Source organism: Gemmatimonadaceae bacterium, from assembly GCA_036003045.1.
In the GTDB taxonomy this organism is placed as follows: domain Bacteria; phylum Gemmatimonadota; class Gemmatimonadetes; order Gemmatimonadales; family Gemmatimonadaceae; genus JAQBQB01.
In genome coordinates this window covers 58,017-75,984 of the sequence record DASYSS010000017.1, presented here as the reverse complement: position 1 = coordinate 75,984, position 17,968 = coordinate 58,017, and the positions used below count along the sequence as shown (strand labels likewise).

Sequence of the window (17,968 nt, the reverse complement as noted above, 5' to 3'; positions counted from 1 at the left end):
GTAACGCGCACGCTTGCCAATTCTGGTGGACCCTCACAGAGTGAAGGGGTGTACCCGGAGCCCACTCCCGGAGGCTGCCATGCGTAGTCGAGCTGTCATCGTCCTTGCCCTGCTCGCCGCTCCCGTAGGCCTGTCCGCGCAGACGCTTCCGACGCGCGCGCCTCCGCGCTCCGCTGCGCCTCCGGTTCGTCCGACCGAACCCTCGCCCCAGCCGGCCGCGGTCGCGCGTGCGCTTCAGTATCGCCGCGCACGCTGGTCGGCCGAGACGTATTCGGTGATCACGACGACGCAGGTTCCGACCGGCCCGGTGCTCTCGCGTTATACGAGCTTCGGCAACGGCTTGCGTGGCGACTATCGGTACACGGACCACTGGTCGATGACCGTCGACATGACGACGTCGTATCTCTTCTCGCCCGCCATCACCGAGACCGGAGAGCTGGGTGCCCGTTACGCTCCGCTGACGCTGGATCATCAGGTCCGGCCGTTCTTCGACGCGCGCGTCGCGTTCATGCACATGTACGACTCGTATCAGTCCGACATCGGCCCGACGATCAATGGCGGCTTCGGCGGCGATTATTTCGCCGTTGGCCGCTACATGCGCGGCTTCGGCAGCGCCGTGGGCGCGGGTTTCGAATTTCCCCTCACGGAATCACTCCAGCTGACCAACGAAGTGTCCGGCATGCGCAGTCGAATGACCGCGTATCGATTGAGCGGTGGTCTACCGACGGGCACCGCGTACTGGATGAATGCCTTCCGCTACTCGATCGGTATCAAGCTGAATCCAATCCGGACGATGCATCTGGATCAGAATCCGATGAAGTAGGAGGCCGGGAAACCGGTTTCCCGGTTTCCCGGTCGCCGAGGTCTCAGAGCCTCGCCTGCGGACTCGTATCTCCGCGGCTCGCCGCTCGACCGCGCTTTTCCGAAATCCGTTCGACGACGATTCCCACTTCGCGATCGCTGATGCCGTCGCCGCGCTCGATCGCCCGCGCGAGGTCGGCCTGCGAGACGATGCCGACGCATTTGTCGCCGTCCATCACGAGCACCCGGCGCACCTGATTGTCGGACATCAAACGTTCGACGTCCTTGACGTCGGAGTCGGTGCGCACGCTGCACAAATTGCGCGTCGCGATCTCGCCGACCATCGCCGCGGGGTTCGTCCCGGTCGCCAGACCGCGGATCACGAGATCGCGGTCGGTCACGATACCGACCACGCGATCGTTGTCGACGATCGGGACCGCACCGCAATCGTTGTCGCGCATCGTCTTCGCGACGCTCGTGATGGAATCATTCGACGAGCAGAAGCACGGATTTTTCGTCATGATGTCGGCGGCTTTCATCTGAGTCTCTCCGGAATGCGCGTGATGGCCCGAGCGCCACGTCAAACCCCGATTCCGGTTTCGCAGCGAGACGCGTGCCCTCATCGCTCGCCGCGGCGAGCCGAACTGAGCAGAGCCTAACAACCGGCGGGCACGTCCGTTGCGTTTGTCGGTCTCCACCTGATGCGCCACGAAGTCACCGGGCCGTCGGCGCTTTCGTAACCAGTAACCCGCGAGCATTCGCATGGACACCGCGACCCTCACCGGAACCGGGAGCGATCTACCTCGCATCCTCAAGACGCATGAGAACCTCATCCTCACCGACTGGATGCGCGAGCAACGCGCATTCGGCGGCCGCATCGGGACGCTGACCGACGCGGATCTCGAATCCGAGTCGCGACACTTCCTTTCGCTGCTGCGGCAAGCCGTCGAGGGCGGAAACGTCACCGATACGGCGGGCCCGGCGTACGGCCGCGTGCGCGAAATGCTTTCCAACCTCAGCCGTACACGCGCGGTGCAGGGCTACTCACCGTCGGAGACCGCCACGTTCGTTATGTCGCTCAAGCAGCCGCTCTTCTCGCAGCTGTGCCGCGACGCCGGGGCTGACACCGACCGCCTGGCGTCGGAGACGTGGACGGCGACGACGCTGCTCGACAAGCTCGCGCTCTTCACGACAGAGACGTTCCAGCGCGGACGCGAAGAGCTGATCGCGCGTCAACAACAGGACATGCTCGAGCTTTCGACGCCGGTCGTGAAGCTCTGGGACGGCATTCTCGCGCTGCCGATGATCGGCACCCTCGACAGCTCGCGCACGCAGGTCGTGATGGAGTCGCTTCTCCAACGCATCGTCGACACCGGGGCCGAGATTGCCATCCTCGACATCACCGGCGTGCCGACCGTCGACACGCTGACGGCGCAGCACCTCTTGAAGACGGTCACGGCGGCGCGGCTCATGGGCGCCGACTGCATCATCAGCGGCATCCGCCCTCAGATCGCGCAGACCATCGTGCACCTCGGCGTCGACCTCCAGGACATCATAACGAAGGCCAATCTCGCCGACGCGCTCAAGACCGCGCTCACGCGCCGCGGCCTCATGATCACCAAAGCCCCGCACCCTGGCGTCCCGCGCGCCTCCTAACAAATGGAGCGCATCCCGATTCTACGAATGGGGTCGCTGCTATTGGTGACCATTCAGGTGGACATGCATGACCGCCTCGCCATGGCGCTGCAGGATGACCTCACGGCAAAGATCGCCGAGACCGCGGCGAAAGGCGTGCTGATCGACATCTCGGCGCTGTCGATCGTCGATTCGTTCATCGGCCGAATGCTGGCCAACATCGCGAACATGGCGCGCGTGCTCGACGCGCAGACGATCGTCGTGGGCATGCAGCCCGCGGTCGCGATCACGCTCGTCGAGTTGGGCATGACGATGCCCGGCGTGCGCACGGCGCTCAACGTCGAGCGCGGAATGCAGATGCTCACCGGTCGGGCGGTCGATGGCGATGTCACGTCCGAGGGTGACGGTGAAAGTGCTGCGCTGTGAGTCCATTCAGCTCGTCGCGGAATCGGATATCGTGGCCAGCCGCCACAAGTGCCGCACTTGGGCGACCGAAGCCGGTTTTCGCCTGGTCGATCAAACGAAAATCGTGACCGCTGCAAGCGAGCTCGCCCGCAATACCGTGCAGTATGGGGGAGGCGGCAAGCTGCTGATAGAGCTCCTCGACGATGCGAATCGCAGCGGCATCCGACTCACCTTCTCCGATCAAGGACCCGGAATTCCGGATATCGAGCGCGCGATGCAGGACGGGTATACCACTGGCACCGGTCTTGGCCTTGGGCTCAGTGGAAGCCGCCGTCTCATGAACGAGTTCGCGATCCGTTCCGAGGTCGGTCGCGGAACCACCGTCGTCGTGACGCGATGGCGCGACCGATGATTGCTGGCGCGATGAAGAGCGTCCGTGTTGTCGTCGAGGATTCGAGTCAGGTCGGTGAAGCTCGACGGACCGCGGCGGCACTCGCCGGGGAAGCATCGCTCGGGGACGAGCTTTCCGGGCGTCTCGCCCTCATCGTGGTCGAAGCCGCGACGAACATCGTGCGGCACGGACAGCCCGTGGACGGCGCCGAAGCCGGCGGTGTGGTCCTCCGTTTGCTTTCAGAGGACGGACGTACAGGCGTCGAGATGCTCGCTTTCGACCGCGGCCGTGGAATCGCGGACGTTGGAGCGGCGATGCAAGACGGTTACTCGACCGGCGGCACGCGCGGTGGGGGACTGGGGGCGATCGCGCGCCTTTCGTCGCGCTTCGACATGGTCTCCGCGCCTGGCGCCGGCACGATCGTTCTGTCGCAGATCTGGACGTCCCCTGCCTCGCCGTTTCCGCGCCGGGCGGCCGATCCTCTCCTTGAAATCGGCGCGATCTGTCTGCCGGTTCGTGGCGAGAGGAGCAACGGAGACGCGTGGGTGATGGCGATGACTCCCGAGGGGACGACGCAGATCCTCATCGCCGACGGACTCGGTCACGGGCAATTCGCCGAAGAGGCGTCGAGCTCGGCGGTGCGATCGTTCGTCGAGCCAGGCGCGGCATCGCTGACCGACGCGCTTGGCCGAATTCACGCCGCCCTTCGCACGACGCGCGGCGCCGCGGTCTCCGGCGCGCGGTTCGACCCGGCGAGAGGTCAGATCGAGTTCGGCGGCATCGGCAACGTCGCCGGATGCATCGTCGCCGATCGCGGGATTCGCAGCATGGTCTCGCATAACGGCACAGCCGGCGCGTCGGCGCGGCGGATCGCGACGTTCTCGTACGAGTGGCCGGAGAACAGCGTCGCCGTGATGCACTCCGACGGATTGGCGAGTCATTGGAAGCTCGATCGCTTCCCGGGCTTGTCGCGACGGCATCCATCGGTGATCGCGGGGGTGTTGTACCGCGACTGGGCACGCGGACGTGACGACGTCACCGTCGTCGTCTGTCGCCGGCGGGCGGAGCTGTCGTGACGTCGCGTCGACACCTGCCCGCGCTCGCGCCGTTGCTGTCGATCGAGCTGCGGTACGAACACGCGGTCGTCTCGGCGCGACAGCGGACGCGCCAGATCGCGGCGCTCGTCGGCATCGATCGCCAGGACCAGGTGCGCTTCGCGACGGCCGTCTCTGAGATCGCTCGCAACGCGTTCGAGTACGGTGGCGGCGGACGCGTGGAGTTCAGCGTCACGTACCCCGACGCCGCGGAGCAGATGCTCGTCGTTCGAGTGTGCGACGCGGGGCCGGGGATCGCCAACGTCGGGGCCATTCTCGACGGACGGTTCACGTCGCAGACCGGGCTTGGGTTGGGAGTCATCGGCGCGAAGCGGTTGAGCGACAGGTTCGAGATCTCGTCGTCGGACGGCGGGACTTCGGTGCTGCTCGGCAAAGTTCTTCCCAGACACGCGCGCGCGATCGACGCGGAGGCGCGCGACCGAATCGTCGGGCAGCTCGCCGCCCAGACTCCGGAATCGCCGTTCGATGAATTGCAGCATCAGAATCAACAGCTCCTGCGCGCGATGGCGCAGCTGCACGAACGCAATGTCGAAGTCGAGCGGCTCAACCTCGAGCTCGAGGAAACGAATCGCGGCGTGCTCGCGCTCTACGCCGAATTGGACGAGAAGACCGCGAACCTCGAGCGGCTCAATTCGACGAAAACCCGTTTTCTCTCCGAGCTGAGTCACGAGCTGCGCACGCCGCTCACCGCGATTCGCAACGTGAGCCGTTACTTGCTCGGGGGGTTCGAAGGCGCCCTGAACGACGGGCAGCGAACCGGGCTCGCCATGCTCGATCGGTCCGCCGAGTCACTCACGGAGCTGGTCGACGACTGGCTCGACTTGGCCAAGATCGAGGCCGGTCGCATCACGCTTCGCGCGACGACGTTCAGCGTCGAAACGATGTTCGCCGCGCTCCGCGGCATGTTCCGCCCAATCGCGACGTCGCCGGACGTGCTGCTCGTGTTCGAGACCACGACGGATCTGCCGCCAATGGAGTCGGACGAAGCCAAGGTGTCGCAGATTCTGCGCAACTTCATCTCGAACGCCCTCAAGTACACCGAGCGCGGCGAGGTGCGGATCGCGGCCAGCGCGCTCGACGACACGGTCGAGTTCGTCGTATCGGACACCGGAATCGGGATCGCTCCGGACGACATCGACCGGATCTTCGAGGAATTCTCGCAGGTGGAGCACTCGTTGCAGACACGAGTGAAGGGGACGGGCCTGGGGCTTCCCCTTTCGCGCAAGCTCGCGCACCTGCTGGGCGGCGACGTGACGGCGCGAAGCGAGGTCGGGCAGGGATCGACGTTCGCGTTGCGCATTCCTCGGCGCCTCCCGCGGCTGGAAGGCGAATCGCTTGACCAAGCCCCTTTGCAGGTGACGACCCATGCTTAGCACCTCCGTACCGCTCATCCTCGTCGTCGACGACACGGCCGCAAATCGCTTCGTCGTCGGAAACGTTCTCAAAAAATCCGGTTTTCGAGTGATCGAAGCGGCAAGCGGGCGCGAAGCCCTCAGCGGATTCGATCAGGATCCCGATCTCGTCGTGCTCGACGTCCGGCTTCCCGATGCCACCGGCTTCGAGCTCGCTCGCCGACTTCGCGGCTTGCCGGACCACAAGTCCACGCCGATTCTGTTCATCTCGGCGAGCTTCACCGAGCCCGGGGCGCACGCGCAAGGTCTCGAGAGCGGGGCCGATGCATATCTGAATCACCCGATCGACGCGACGCTGCTGGTCGCGACCGTCCGATCGCTCCTCCGAACGCGACGGGCCGAGGATGTAGAACGATTCCTGGCCGACGCGAGCGAAGTGTTCGCCGGCTCGCTCGACCCAAACGAAGCCGCTCGCGCGCTCGCGACGGCGTCGGTACCGCACGTCGCCGACGGCTGCGTCGTCCTGCAACCGGCCGAACCCGGTGTGCGTCCGGAACCGATCATCCGCGCGCTCCCGGGACTTCAGGCGGGACTCGAACGCGTGTTCAAGGATTTTCCTCCCGACGGACACGCGCACGATCCCATCACCGCGTCCTTGCGTCAAACGACTGTCGAATCCTACGTGCCGAAAGGAAAGCGCGGAGCGGCGTTGACGGCGATCGGCATCAACCACGCGGTGACGCTGCCGCTCATCGCGCGCGCGCGACCGCTCGGCAGCGCGACGTTCTATTCGACGGGCGAGCCGTTCGACGACGCCGCGATTCGCGTGCTGACGAACGTTTCGCATCGCGCTTCGTTGGCGATCGACAACGCGCGCCTGTTTCACGAAGCCGACGCCGCTCGTCACGAGGCGCAGGTCGCGAACGCGGCGAAGGTCGATTTCCTCGCCGCGATGAGCCACGAGCTCCGCACGCCGCTCAACGCGATCGCCGGCTTCGTGGATCTGATGGCGCTCGGCATCCACGGTCCGATCACGCCCGACCAGCGCGGCGACCTCGCGCGCATCAGCCAGAACCAGCGGCATCTCGCGACGCTGATCGAGGATATTCTCAACTATGCGAGGCTCGAGGCGGGACGGCTCGAGTACGACATGCAGAAGGTGCTCGTCGGCGACGCGCTCGCCGAGGTGCACACACTCGCCCGTCCCGTGTTCGACGCCAAGGGCGTTCGCTTCGAATACGCGCCGGGCGACGGCGGCGCGATCGCCTCGGCGGATCCGGATCGCCTGCGCCAGGTGCTCCTCAACGTCGTCGGCAATGCCGTGAAGTTCACGCCGACCGGCGGATCGGTGGTGCTCACGAGCGCCGCCGATTCGCAAAGCGTGCGTCTGTTGTGCAAAGACACCGGGCGCGGAATTCCGACGGAGAAGTTGGCGACGATTTTCGAGCCCTTCGTGCAGGTCGACCGCCACCTCAATTCGTCAGCGAATCAGGGCATCGGGCTCGGACTGTCGATCAGCCGCGATCTGATGCGCGGCATGGACGGCGATCTCATGGTCGAGAGCGAGATGGGGGCCGGATCGACGTTCACCATGGTCTTACGGCGCGCACGCACGGCGCGCGACAACGCTCGCGATACAACCGGTGCGGCTGTCGAGCGCCGACCGGGCGGGACGACGGTTTCCCAGAACATCGGGTGACGGGATCCGCCGGCCCTCGCCCGGCTATGGTGTCACGGAGATTCGAACCGTGCCCTTCACGCTCGCATCGGCGACCGCGGAGGCGGTGACGATCGCGTTGCCGACTCGGCGCGCCTGAATGAAGCCAAGGTTCGGATCGACGGTCGCGATGGTCGAATCCGACGTCGTCCAGCGCACGCCCTCGTTCGCCGACTGTGCGCACGACTGCACCACCGCGCCCGGCTGCAGCGTTTGACCCACGCGAAGGGTGACGGTATCGGGTGTGACGGTCACAGCCTGCACCGCGCAGCTGTCGGAGCCGGTGCCGTTACCGGGACCGAGGCCGGCGATGTTGGTGGTGAGAGACGTGTCGCACGCGGCGACAATGGCGCAGGCGAGAACGAGGACGAGGACTTTCATGCGCGGGGCTCGCTGACGTGAGGCTTGGTTGGAACGATGTCAGAAAGCGTACGAAGGCTGAATGCGGCGGGTCACAGAAAGGGCGCAAAGAAATGTTGCATGAAAGACGCGACGGGCTGAATCGCGCGTGGGCGAGGGTTCTCAGGACTGACAGAACCGAGACCGGCATCGAGCATAAAGCATCGAGGATGTGAGGCGCGAGAGCTGGTTGAACGCCACGTTCCTTGAATGGCTCATACGGGCGCACTCAGCCCTCAGGACCGCCTGACACCTGTGGTACCTGCGACCTGTGCTCAGCCGTGAGTTGTGAGGCGGCTTCCTCACGCCTGGGTCACGGCGCATTGGCCATTCCTGGCGCACCAGCTTGAACGCGGCTCCGACACCTCGCCGTTTCGATGCTGTATGCTCGATGCTGGTCTCAGAACTGAGGGCCGTGCGCGCCCTTGACTGTTCGGTCGGGCCGGCTGGCCGTAGTTTGTTCGAGCCCTCGCCCCCCGAGATTTATGCGCCCCTCCCGTATCGCGCTCGTCATTCTCACGACGGTTGTTGTTTCACGAGTCGCCAGCGCGCAGACCGACAACTCTCTCCGCAACAAGATCGCTCAGTTGTTCATCTTCGGCTCTGGTCAGGATCCGCTCTTCCTCGCCGGCTCCGCCGATCCGAGCAACCCCGCGTCGATCCAAGCCCACGGCGACCACTTCGTGCCGGCGGCCGTCTCGGAGAACGGAAGCCTCATCGGCTTCATCAGCGGCGCGATCTCGACGAGCGTCGGCAACTTGCCGATCGGCGCGACCTCGGGAGGCGTCAGCTTCAAGTTCGAGGGCGGTGTTCCGGTCAAGACTTCCACGTCGGCGGGACCGATCTTCGCCGAGCGAGCGCAGACGCTCGGCCGCGGCAGGTCCGTCGTCGGCATCGGACGAAACACGTTCCACTTCACATCGCTGCGCGGTGTTCCGCTCGACGACATCGAGCTGATCTTCACGCACGAAAACGTGAACTTCGCCGGCTGCGACTCGATCCAGGGCGGCGACTGCTCGAAGATGGGAATTCCGAATCTCGAGAACGACATCATGCAGTTCCGCCTCAACCTCAACCTCAACATCGCGGTCACCAACATCTACGCCACGTACGGCGTGACGGACAGGCTCGACGTCGGGTTCGTGCTGCCGCTCGTTTCGGCGCACCTCCACGGCACGAGCTACGCGCAGATCATTCCATTCGGCGGCCCGACGGCCGCGCACTTCTTCGCCGGCACGACGGAGAACCCCGTGCTGTCGGCGAGCCGAGACGTGGACGGCTCGGCGTTTGGACTCGGCGACGTCGCGGTCCGCTCGAAGTTCATGGTCCACGAGTCCGACCGTGCCCGTGTCGCGCTCGTCGGCGAGGCGCGGTTCGCCACCGGAAGCGCCGACGACATGCTCGGCGCCGGCGCGTTTTCGGGGCGCGCGTTCGCCGTGATCTCAGGATCGATCGAGAGCTTCTCGGCGCACGGCAACATCGGCTACGCCCATCATGCCGGCGCCGGCGGCCAGCCGAAGGTGAATGACGCGGTGGTGGCGACGGCGGGATTCGACCAGTTGCTCGCGCCGCGGATCTCGCTGGCGGCCGACCTCGTGACCGAGCTTCAGGTCGGACGGTCGAATCTCAACCTTCCCGGACCGGTGACCTACGACGCGCCGTTTCACCGCGTGATTCAGCCCACCACGATTCCCAGCATGCGCGACGATCTCGTGAACGGTTCGTTCGGTTTCAAGTTCCAGGTGCCGGACGGTTTTACCGTCGTGACGAACGCGCTCATTCCGCTCAATCGCGGCGGCATGCGGTCGGACATCATGTACAGCACCGCGCTCGAATTCAATTTCTGAAATTGCGCGTCGCCGCGTGCGTCAACGCACCGCGGTCAGCTTCCACACGGATCCGTCGCGCCGCAGCTCCGTCTGAAAGTTGACGGTCTGCTCCCGCGTGCGGCCGTTCGTCGTCGTGTACTCGTAGACACCGGCGACCGACGCCGTCGCGCTGGCACCGTCCAGTCGAAGATTTTTCACGGCGAGCGTGGCGCGCAGCGTCCGCGTCGACCCGAAGAAATCCGAGAACGCGCGTGCTTGGTCGGCGGTGATGGCCGGATACGCGCGCCGCAGCTCGTCCATGTTTCGCGATTCGATCGCACGGGCATACGCGTCGATCACGGCGCCGACTTCCGCGGCGGCGTTCGCGGCAACGGTTTGGCTGGCGGCCGGATTCGGCGCAGCCCCGCCGCTGCTCGGCCGAACCTCAACAACTGACACCGAGGTTGGTGCGGGGATCGGTGCGGCAGCGGGCGGCGGACTCGCGACGGGCGGCGGCGAGCCGGCGGTCGTCGTTGGCCCGGCAGGAGCCGACGCGGTCGGAGCCGTCGCATTCGGCAGGCCGGCGCTCGAGGGCGGCGTCTGGTTCGGCGATACCCGCTCCTGCGGGCGCGTCGACGGCGGCACGCTCGCGGCATTCGACTCCGGTTTCGGCATGTTTTTCGGAGAACTCTTCGCACGATCTGTCGAAGACTCCGCCGGCCGATTCGACGCGGGCTGGTTCGCTGACGCGGGTGACCGCGGCGACTGCGGCTGTTGCTCGCTCGTCGCCGGCGGCGGCGTGATCGAAGTCGTCGTCGGTGAGGTACCCTGCGTTCCGCCGGCCGGAACCGCCGACGGAGCCGCGCCGTTCGGCGCCGACGACGAGGCACCCGTTCCTCGCCGCGCGAGAGCCCACCCGGCCAGCACGAGCACCGCGGCGAGCGCGACGCCGCCGCTCGAGAAAACGACCCGCCGGTTGCGCGTTCGTTGTATCTCGCGCGATTTGCGTCCCTCGATCGCCGATTCGATCGTCGCGCGCAACGACAGCGTTCCCGGCAAGGCAGCGCTCGCGTCGATCGCCGCGCGAATCGCGATGAGATCGTTGGCCATGTCGAGGGCAGAGGCGTAACGCTTCTCGGCGTCCTTGGCGAGGGCGCGCATGACGACTTCGTTCAGTTTCGCCGGAAGCCCCGGCGCGGCGGTCGCAAGCGGTGCCGGATCTGCGCTCAGCACGCGGTACATGACCGCTTGCAGCGTGCCGCCGTCGAACGGGCGCGTTCCGGTGAGCAGCTCGTACAGCACGGCACCGGCCGAGAAAACGTCGGTCGCCGGGCCGACCTTTCCGCCGGTGATTTGCTCGGGCGCCATGTAGCTCGGCGTGCCGAGCATGACGCCGCTCTTCGTCATGTTCGACGACGAGAGATGGGCGACGCCAAAATCCATGATGCGGGCCTTGCCTTCTTCGTCGACGCGGATGTTGGCCGGCTTGATGTCGCGGTGAACGATGCCGCGCCTGTGCGCGTACGCGAGTCCCTGGAGCACGCCGATCGCGAGGTCCAGCTTGTCGACGACCGACAGCGGCACCTGATGGGCGATCAGCTCCGCCACGTCTTGGCCTTCGACGAACTCCATCGCGATGTACGGATGCCCGTCGACATCGCCGAAGTCATAAATGGTGATGACGTTCGGGTGTTGCAGCGAGCCCGCGGCCTGGGCTTCGCGCAGGAAGCGCTCGCGCAGATCGTCGTCCTGCGCGAACGCGTCGCTCATCACCTTGATCGCGACGCGCCGCTTGAGCACGGGGTCGACGGCGCGATAGACGACTCCCATCGCGCCCTCGCCAACGCGCTCCTCGACGTCGTATTTGCCGATCTTGCTGGGACCAAGCGACTGCACGACCAGGCTCGCTCAAGGGACGAACGGAATATCCCGCAAACCTGGCGAACCGCAATCTCCCCTCACCGCCGTGCAAGAAGTCCGAGCGCGAGCGGCGGGAGCACCGAGGGCGACTCAGGACCCTTTCATGTAAGCACACCCCGCGTTCTGCGCCCTCACCAACGCGAAGACCCCGGTCGGCATCAGCGTCGCGCCCGGCACCAGCCCGTTCCTCACGTCGTTTCGAACTTTCTCGACGTCCGTCTTCGTTCGCTCGGCCGCGCCGGCCGCCCAGTTCATCGACGCGCGGTTGCAGACCAGGAAGATCGCGCCGCGCGCGCGAAGGCTCTCGAGCTTGGATCCGACGGCCCAATCCGGTTCGCCGGGGATCGCCTTCAGATACGGGTTGCGGCGCGCCGGCTGTTTAGTGAGGGGATCGGTGACCTTGCGGTCTTCGCCGATGTTGTAGCGGTTCCAGAGGTCGTCGTTGAACGCCATCACCTGGCCGAGCTGGCGCATGACGACGACCATGCGAACGCCGTCGTCGGAACCATAGACTTCTTTGAAGTTGTCCTGAATTCCCGCGGCGAGGTCGAGTGCGGCGCCGTCGGACAAGTTCGTGGAGTCGAAGACGGCCTTGTACTGCGCGCGTTGGACGAGGTCCACCCAAGCCAAATCCCACGGCGGGTTCGTACCAAGGTGCTCCACCGCCCGGTCCGTTTCTTCCGCGCTCAGCGGCGTGAGCATCGCGCCTCCGCCGACGGCCGCGGTGGCGAAGGTCAACTGTCTCAGAAAATCGCGGCGATCGCTGTTCATCGAGCCCCTCGGCGTTGGGCGACGGTACCAACCATGAGACGCGATCAGCAGCGATCCCGTTCACATGAAACTGTGCGGGCCGATTCTAGAAGGGCAAGAACACGGGCGTGGGGTCCGCGCTCGACGCGGGCCTCGCGCCCTCTGTCGAGCGACTCTACCCCTCAGTGAGGAGTGATTATCCTCTGCCGCACTCTGTCGCGCTCGGGCACGACGATCGGCTCCATTGCCCCGGCGCCGAGCATCAGCGGTTGCTGCGCCATCGCCTTGTCAACCGCCGATCCCTCCGCGGCCGCGGGGGTCGCCGGCCTTTCTGCCATCAGCCGAGTCACGAATCGCTGTCCTTCAGAGATGCGCTCGACCTCGATAGCGATCGTGTCGACCGCCTGCTCGATTCGATCCAGCCGCATCGTCACGTCGCTCGGCACGGGAGTCGGCCTCGGTGCGCGGCGCACGATTCCCCTCGCCCACGCGATCGAAATGGGAAGCAGGAGAACCATGGCGAGCGCCGAGACCGCCGGCGCGGCCAGGTTCGGAAACACGAAGGGGAAGTTCGGAACCCCAGGGTTCGCTCTGGGCGCCACGTTGAACGGCCGCCCCTGCTTGAACGCGATGCGGGCTTCGAGCGTCGCGATCTTTCCGTCCACAGTCGCGAGTTGAACACCGACATTGGCCCACTGCTGCTGCACGCCGGGGCGAGCGGGATTGTTGCGCAGCATGTTGTCGAGCTGACTCTTCAGGCCGTCCCACTGTGCTTTGAGCCCGGCGCGCTCGACGCTGAGATCGGCAAGCTGAGTCCGGAAGGCGCCAAGATCGGCGTCCTGGGCGACGATTGGCGTGGGCGCCGGAGCCTGCGGCGTAGCCGGTGCCTGAGGCTGTTGGTGCATAGGGAAGCGAAGTCCGGATGGAGGGCTGCTTGTAGCCCTACGGCGGGGGTGGCGGGGGGGTTCCAACCAGGCAGGGTCGGCGGGGTAGAACCTGTGAGTATTGGCTTGAACGGGATCGCGGTAGAACGGAGATCTTTGGTCGACCGGCGTTAGCGTCAGTCGATAGGGGAGACGCCAGGGTTCAGAGGAGGGACGAGAAGTGGTTGCGAAGTCGGGTGGTCCGTCGTTTTCAAGTCTCATGGTGCATCGCGATCATTTGACGGCGTTCGCATTGGTCGCCGCGATCTGCGTCGCGGCGCCGTCGTTTGCGCAGACTCCGGCTCAGGCGGCGACGACGGCCGGCGAGAGCGATAGCGTGCGCACCCACCTCATTGCCGGGCGCAAAAAACACGACTCTGTCGCCTTCGCGTCGACCGTCGCGTTCGGCCGGCACCAAATGAAAACGTGGCCGACGGCGCCGGCTCCGCTGCCCGGGTCGATCCTTCCGTCGAATCGCATCGTGGCCTTCTACGGCAATCCGCTCTCGAAGCGGATGGGAGTGCTCGGCGAGTATCCGTCGGCGCAAATGCTCACGAAGCTCGACGACGCCGTGCGCGATTGGCAGCGTGCGGATCCCGAGACGCCGGTCAAGCCGGCACTGCAGCTGATCGCCGTGGTCGCGCAAGGCTCACCCGGCAAGGACGGCATGTACCGCCTGCGTATGGATTCGGCGCTCATCGAGAAGGTGTATGGCTGGGCGAAGCAGAGAAACGCGCTGCTCTTCCTCGACATTCAGGTGGCGAAGAGCACGATGCAAAAGGAGCTGCCGCGCCTCATGCCATTTCTCTCACGCCCGGACGTCCACCTTGCGATGGATGCCGAATTCTCGATGCACCACGCCAAAGAGGGGATGGCGCCGGGAAAGAAGGTCGGTCAGTTCGAGGCCGCCGACATCAACTGGGTGTCGGAGCAATTGCAACAGTTGGTGACCGAGAAGAACCTTCCGCCCAAGATCCTCATCGTCCATCGGTGGCTCAAACCGATGATTCTCCACGCCGACAAGATCGCCGTCGATCCGCGCGTGCAGATCGTGATGGACATGGACGGCTGGGGTCCACCGTGGATGAAGTTCGAGTCCTACCGCGACTACATCGACCTCGAGCCGGTGGAGTACACGGGATTCAAGATCTTCTTCCACAACGACGTCAAGCATCACGACGCGTTGCTCACGCCAGCCGAAGTGCTCGGCCTGCGACCGCGGCCGCTGTACATCCAGTATCAGTAAGCGCCGGCGCGCGTCTCCCCCATTTATCCGATGGCCCGAGGTGCTGCGCCATCGGTAACATGCGATTGTCGCCTCTGGAGATCGCATGTCACCAGCAAAATCGAAGAATCCACTGACCGAGCTATCAGCGAGTCTTGCCGACGCCGTCGAGACAGCCGGTAAATCCATCGTCGCCATTCACGCCCGGCGACGCATTCCGTCGAGTGGCATCGTCTGGCGCGACGGCATCGTCGTCAGCGCCAGCCATACTGTCCGTGCCGACGGCGAAGTCGCCGTAACGCTGCCGAGCGGCGAGTCCGCTCGGGCAACGGTCGTGGGACGAGACCCCTCTTCCGACCTCGTTGTGCTCCGACTGAACGGCGCCAGTGTTCCCGTCGCTCAGCGAGCGGGCGATGACGCGGCGCGCGTCGGCTCACTCGTCCTTGCTGTCGGTCGACCTGGACGCAAAACGACGGCGAGTTTCGGCATCGTCAGCGCGGTGGCGGAAGGATGGCGTGGCGCCGCCGGCGGTCGCATCGAGCGCGTCTTGCGACTCGACCTTTCGATTTACGACGGCTTCTCGGGCGGCGCTCTCGTCGATTCGAACGGAGCGGTGGTTGGCATCGACAATTCGGCGCTCGCGCGTGGAACGCCGACCGCGCTCCCGGCCGCCACGGTGGACCGAGTCGTCGACGAGCTGCTCGAGCGTGGACACATTCGCCGGCCGTTCATCGGCGTCGCGGTGCAGCAGGTGTCACTCAACGCGGCCACGACTTCGCGACACAAGCTTTCCCACGATTTCGGACTCGTCGTGGTTTCGATCGCCGACGGGTCACCCGCCGAATCGGCGGGGCTGCTGATCGGCGACGTGCTGCTCTCGGCGGGCGGCCGTTCCTTGAGCGGTCCAACTGATCTGCTCGATGCGCTCTCGTCGGTTCCCGATGGCGGATCGCTCGAGCTGGAGCACCTTCGGGGCGACACGATCACCAAATCGAGGGTAACGCCGGTCGATCGTGGAGCTCGCACATCGAACGAGGAGCGCGACCGATGACGGCAATACCATCGATTTCGAACGCGGCGGCGCTCGTTCGATCGGCGACGGAGACTCTCGCCGAGTCGCTGACGCATGCCGTCGTTCAAGTGCGCAACCAGAATTCAGGAAGTGGCGGCGCCGGTCTGATCTGGGGAGACTCGGGTCTCGTCGTGACGAACGCTCACTGCGTGTCGCGCGGCGCGACCATGGAAGTCGGCCATGCGCGAGGCTGGCGCGAGGCGCTGGTGGTCGCATACCATCCGCCGCATGACCTCGCGCTGCTCGACGCCGGGCGGACCGGCGGCTCATCGGACGTGTGGAGCCGCATTCGCGACGCTGAGTCGCTGCGCCCCGGCGAGCTGCTCTTTGCCCTCGGACATCCGCTCGGCATGCGCGATTCCCTGGCGATGGGTGTTCTGCACGGCGTCGCGCGCGACCGACGAACGGAAGTACCGAGGTGGATCGTCGCGGACATTCGGCTTGCGCCGGGAAATTCCGGAGGCCCGCTGGTCGACGCCGAGGGAAGACTCGTCGGCATCAACAGCATGGTCGTCGGCGGACTCGGCGTCGCCGTGCCGGCGGAGATGGTTCGCCGATTCGTCGACCGTGTCGCTGCGAAGCGCGCGGCGTGACCGCGTGTCCTCGTGACGCGCATCGCGATCGTCGCGGCGTCGGAGGAATTGCGCACTCGGTTGGCGGCGGCGCTGTCGGCTGACCCGGCGTTCGACGTTGTCGGAGTCGGTACGTCGCTGGGCGAAGTCGCGCCGTCGGCTGACGTCGTGCTAGTCGCGCGCGACGTCGAGGATTCTCACCCGAGCGGAGAGGACGACGCAGGCGCGGTGAGCCAGCCGCGGGCCCTGCTCACGAACCGCGAGCGCGAGATTCTCGCGTTGCTCGCTGACGGTCTCGGGAACAAACAAATCGCGGCGCGACTCGGCATCTCGACCAACACGGTAAAGACGCATCTGGAGCTGCTGTTCGAGAAGATCGGCGTGTCGTCGCGCGCGGAAGCCGTGGCTGCCGGCGTACGACGCGGTCTGTTATTGCTCTAGGCGCGGTTCACTTGGGCCAGATCGTGAAATCGGCCATCGCTCGCCTGACGACGGTCGGTCCCATCAGCACGAGCGCGTCGTACAGCTCGAGCAGGTGGCCGCGGGAGAGCTCCAGGCGATGCTCCTCCGGCTGGAACTTCGTTCCGATGGGATAGTCGCGAAACGGCGTCTTCGACTCTTCGATGTGCGCGCCCAAGACGTGCGCCACACGCAGGTCTCGTGTGAAGTCCACCAGCCTTCGCGCGCTCTTCGCGAACGCGGCAGCATCTGCGACATAGAGGCGTCCGGGGTACATCGTGTCGCCCGTGAGCAGAATTCCTGTTCGACGGTCGTAGATGGCGATCGACGAGCGCTCGTGTCCTGGAATCGGTATGACGTCGAGTTGACGTCCACCGAGATCGAACGTCGCCGACGAATCGGGCCATGACTTCAGGCCAAAGAACCGCTGCACGGCTTCCGGGCTCGTCCCGACAACCGTGACGTTTGCCATCGCGGCGAGCGCCGAGTCGCCGGCAACGTGATCGCCGTGGGCGTGCGAATGCGCGGCGATGAGCTTCGGAAGCGGTTTGCCGTGCGCGTCGGCCCAGCGCTTCAACGCCGCCGCGATCTCGTCGGCGACGCGCGCCCCCTTCGCGCCCGTATCGACCAACAACGCCTGTCCGTCGCTGAAGATCAAATAGAGAAACGGCTTCTCGTAGTTCGTGCACCCCGACTGCCGCAGGATGTAGAAGTCGGCGTCGTATTCATGCACTCGGAAATCGGCTTGCCGAGTCGCGCATCCCTCGGGCGACTCGGCCCAACTCTCCGGCAGCGTCCCACGCTCGAGCCCCGCACCGTCGGGCTGCGGAGCTTGCGCCGCCACCGGCGACGCGAGCAGCGCCGTCGCGAGTACGATCGTCTCGAGCCTCATTTCTTACTCCTCAATGTACTCTGACACCTCGGAGGTCAGATCCGCGCCCTTACCGCATCGAACACCGGCCTCACCCCCACCCAAACGTAATCCGGAGCGTGTTCCACCTTGGCCTTCGGTTTCGCGCCTCGAGGCCGCGGTTCAGCCCGGCCGCCCGGTCTCGGGAGCCCGCATCTTACTATTGAAGTGATGACCGACTCCCGCGGAAGTTCGACTCGCCTTTCCCGTCGCCAATGGCTCTCGGTCACCGAGTGCGGAGTCGTCGCGGCGATCGGCTCGGACGGCTGGCTGATCGAACCCAACCGACTCGTCGTTTCGTCGCATTCGCTCGCGCCGCGACCGGACAACGATTCGATTCGGATCGTTCAGTTGACCGACCTCCACCTCCACGACGTCGGTCATCATGAGCGAGCGGTCGCCGCTCGAACGAACGCGCTGCGCCCCGACCTGATCGCGCTGACCGGCGACTAGGTCGACCGAAGCAACGCGCTGCCGCCGCTCGCCGAGTTCCTCGACGCGAACGCGCGCATTC

19 protein-coding genes are annotated in these 17,968 nt (G+C 65.6%); 13 read left to right on the top strand and 6 right to left on the bottom strand.

Going from position 1 to position 17,968, the window contains the following annotated elements; all coding sequences use genetic code 11:
* Positions 1–79: 79 nt before the first annotated feature.
* Positions 80–823: a hypothetical protein gene (locus VGQ44_02445; GenBank protein HEV8445644.1), complete on the top strand. Its 744-nt coding sequence runs from the start codon at positions 80–82 to the stop codon at positions 821–823.
* A 43-nt stretch (positions 824–866) separates the two neighbouring features.
* Here VGQ44_02445 and VGQ44_02440 read toward each other — a convergent pair whose 3' ends face one another.
* On the bottom strand, positions 867–1,340 hold the full coding sequence (locus tag VGQ44_02440; protein ID HEV8445643.1) for a CBS domain-containing protein: 474 nt from the start codon (positions 1,338–1,340) through the stop codon (positions 867–869).
* 223 nt (positions 1,341–1,563) lie between these two features.
* Between VGQ44_02440 and VGQ44_02435 the strand changes: the two genes are divergently transcribed.
* Genes VGQ44_02435 through VGQ44_02410 form a run of 6 tightly spaced genes read left to right on the top strand, consistent with a single transcriptional unit; the run spans position 1,564 to position 7,398 of the window.
* Positions 1,564–2,457 (top strand): STAS domain-containing protein, encoded by an 894-nt coding sequence (locus VGQ44_02435; GenBank protein ID HEV8445642.1) that lies wholly within the window; start codon positions 1,564–1,566, stop codon positions 2,455–2,457.
* Positions 2,458–2,484: 27 nt separating this feature from the next.
* A complete protein-coding gene (locus VGQ44_02430; GenBank protein ID HEV8445641.1) occupies positions 2,485–2,862 on the top strand; it encodes an STAS domain-containing protein in 378 nt (125 codons plus the stop codon).
* Complete coding sequence (locus VGQ44_02425; GenBank protein HEV8445640.1) at positions 2,822–3,253, top strand: anti-sigma regulatory factor; 432 nt, start codon at positions 2,822–2,824, stop codon at positions 3,251–3,253. The genes VGQ44_02430 and VGQ44_02425 overlap by 41 nt, the downstream gene beginning before the upstream one ends.
* Complete coding sequence (locus tag VGQ44_02420; protein HEV8445639.1) at positions 3,238–4,308, top strand: ATP-binding protein; 1,071 nt, start codon at positions 3,238–3,240, stop codon at positions 4,306–4,308. The genes VGQ44_02425 and VGQ44_02420 overlap by 16 nt, the downstream gene beginning before the upstream one ends.
* On the top strand, positions 4,305–5,720 hold the full coding sequence (locus VGQ44_02415; GenBank protein HEV8445638.1) for a sensor histidine kinase: 1,416 nt from the start codon (positions 4,305–4,307) through the stop codon (positions 5,718–5,720). The genes VGQ44_02420 and VGQ44_02415 overlap by 4 nt, the downstream gene beginning before the upstream one ends.
* Positions 5,713–7,398, top strand: coding sequence for an ATP-binding protein (locus tag VGQ44_02410; GenBank protein ID HEV8445637.1), 1,686 nt, complete (start codon positions 5,713–5,715; stop codon positions 7,396–7,398). The genes VGQ44_02415 and VGQ44_02410 overlap by 8 nt, the downstream gene beginning before the upstream one ends.
* 24 nt (positions 7,399–7,422) lie before the next feature.
* On the opposite strand, the gene VGQ44_02405 is transcribed toward VGQ44_02410, so the two are convergent.
* Complete coding sequence (locus VGQ44_02405) at positions 7,423–7,797, bottom strand: Ig-like domain-containing protein (GenBank protein ID HEV8445636.1); 375 nt, start codon at positions 7,795–7,797, stop codon at positions 7,423–7,425.
* 503 nt (positions 7,798–8,300) lie between these two features.
* Here VGQ44_02405 and VGQ44_02400 point away from each other — a divergent pair.
* A complete protein-coding gene (locus tag VGQ44_02400) occupies positions 8,301–9,662 on the top strand; it encodes a transporter (GenBank protein ID HEV8445635.1) in 1,362 nt (453 codons plus the stop codon).
* A gap of 21 nt (positions 9,663–9,683) precedes the next feature.
* Here VGQ44_02400 and VGQ44_02395 read toward each other — a convergent pair whose 3' ends face one another.
* The 3 genes from VGQ44_02395 to VGQ44_02385 form a co-directional block, all read right to left on the bottom strand.
* The gene (locus tag VGQ44_02395) at positions 9,684–11,519 is read right to left on the bottom strand and encodes a protein kinase (GenBank protein ID HEV8445634.1); all 1,836 of its coding nucleotides are present in this window, start codon (positions 11,517–11,519) and stop codon (positions 9,684–9,686) included.
* 114 nt (positions 11,520–11,633) lie between these two features.
* Positions 11,634–12,314, bottom strand: a complete 681-nt coding sequence (locus VGQ44_02390) for a twin-arginine translocation signal domain-containing protein (GenBank protein ID HEV8445633.1) — start codon at positions 12,312–12,314, stop codon at positions 11,634–11,636.
* Between the two features lie 161 nt (positions 12,315–12,475).
* Positions 12,476–13,198 (bottom strand): hypothetical protein, encoded by a 723-nt coding sequence (locus tag VGQ44_02385; GenBank protein ID HEV8445632.1) that lies wholly within the window; start codon positions 13,196–13,198, stop codon positions 12,476–12,478.
* Positions 13,199–13,436: 238 nt separating this feature from the next.
* On the opposite strand from VGQ44_02385, the gene VGQ44_02380 reads away from it, so the two are divergent.
* From VGQ44_02380 to VGQ44_02365, 4 genes are all read left to right on the top strand, one after another.
* Entirely contained in the window at positions 13,437–14,462 is a 1,026-nt protein-coding gene (locus tag VGQ44_02380) for a hypothetical protein (GenBank protein HEV8445631.1), read from the top strand.
* Between the two features lie 85 nt (positions 14,463–14,547).
* Positions 14,548–15,492, top strand: coding sequence for a S1C family serine protease (locus tag VGQ44_02375; protein HEV8445630.1), 945 nt, complete (start codon positions 14,548–14,550; stop codon positions 15,490–15,492).
* Positions 15,489–16,106, top strand: coding sequence for a serine protease (locus VGQ44_02370; protein ID HEV8445629.1), 618 nt, complete (start codon positions 15,489–15,491; stop codon positions 16,104–16,106). Before VGQ44_02375 ends, VGQ44_02370 begins: the two co-directional genes overlap by 4 nt.
* A 12-nt stretch (positions 16,107–16,118) precedes the next feature.
* Entirely contained in the window at positions 16,119–16,526 is a 408-nt protein-coding gene (locus VGQ44_02365; GenBank protein HEV8445628.1) for a LuxR C-terminal-related transcriptional regulator, read from the top strand.
* 7 nt (positions 16,527–16,533) lie between these two features.
* Here the strand turns inward: VGQ44_02365 and VGQ44_02360 are convergent, their stop codons facing one another.
* Complete coding sequence (locus VGQ44_02360) at positions 16,534–17,436, bottom strand: MBL fold metallo-hydrolase (GenBank protein ID HEV8445627.1); 903 nt, start codon at positions 17,434–17,436, stop codon at positions 16,534–16,536.
* Positions 17,437–17,625: 189 nt separating this feature from the next.
* Between VGQ44_02360 and VGQ44_02355 the strand changes: the two genes are divergently transcribed.
* A complete protein-coding gene (locus VGQ44_02355) occupies positions 17,626–17,907 on the top strand; it encodes a hypothetical protein (protein HEV8445626.1) in 282 nt (93 codons plus the stop codon).
* The last annotated feature ends 61 nt before the right edge of the window (positions 17,908–17,968 follow it).